Source organism: Cellulophaga sp. BC115SP, assembly GCF_009905545.1.
Lineage (GTDB): Bacteria > Bacteroidota > Bacteroidia > Cytophagales > Spirosomataceae > Flectobacillus > Flectobacillus rivi.
In genome coordinates this window covers 1-804 of the sequence record NZ_JAAALB010000167.1, presented here as the reverse complement: position 1 = coordinate 804, position 804 = coordinate 1, and the positions used below count along the sequence as shown (strand labels likewise).

Sequence of the window (804 nt, the reverse complement as noted above, 5' to 3'; positions counted from 1 at the left end):
CCTCATTTGTCAAGAAAAACAAATCAGGAGAAATAAACATCAAGTTGCTTGACGCCAACGCTGGATCTACATCAAACGTGATGTTGTCGTAATCGTCTACCGTTTTAGCAACTTCATTTGGCCCTACGTGATTTGGGTACTTGGCACGTCGATTGGTGTCGTACTTACGCTTGTTTGATGGCGAAATTTTAAACTTGAGTGGTTTGGCTGCCAAAGCTGGATTTGAGTCAGTCAAAGCACAGATAGCTTTTACCTCATCATAAATGTTTTGATCAGTCAACGGTGTTGCCGCTGAAGCCACAACGTTTGCACTAGGAATGTCACCACCTGTACCACGACCAGCAGTAAACTTTTTAATCAAACCATCAATTGTACTCATAGAGCCAAATCCTGACTGATTAAACACCCCTCTGTAAGTACCATAAAGCGCCAAACCTTCGCCCGACTTTTGAAGTACCGTATTGACAAAAAACAATTCCCAAGGCATAGCCAAGACCTGCTCTTTGGTCATGTTGCCCGTGGTGATCAGACGCTCGTAGCTTCTGAAAATCTTTAGAACGTCCGAACGCTTCAGCGCCAAGTCAATATCAATATCAAAGAAGTTAGGTAATTTGGCATTGATTTTAACGGCGTCAGTTGTAGGATTAAAATCGTCTGAAGCTGGCTTGTTGGCATCCTTAGCGACAACCGAAAAGATAGGTGTTTTGGCGTCGGTGACCTCAACATTAAAATCCTTACGAATCTTTCCAAAGCCATCCATTACCGATTCATTAACAATGATAGGATTGCCAGAAATGAGGTTTT

1 protein-coding gene is annotated in these 804 nt (G+C 42.5%); it reads right to left on the bottom strand.

Annotated features, from left to right (window positions below):
* A partial coding sequence (locus GVN22_RS27450; RefSeq protein WP_205691069.1) for a hypothetical protein occupies positions 1–804 on the bottom strand: 804 nt, incomplete at both ends.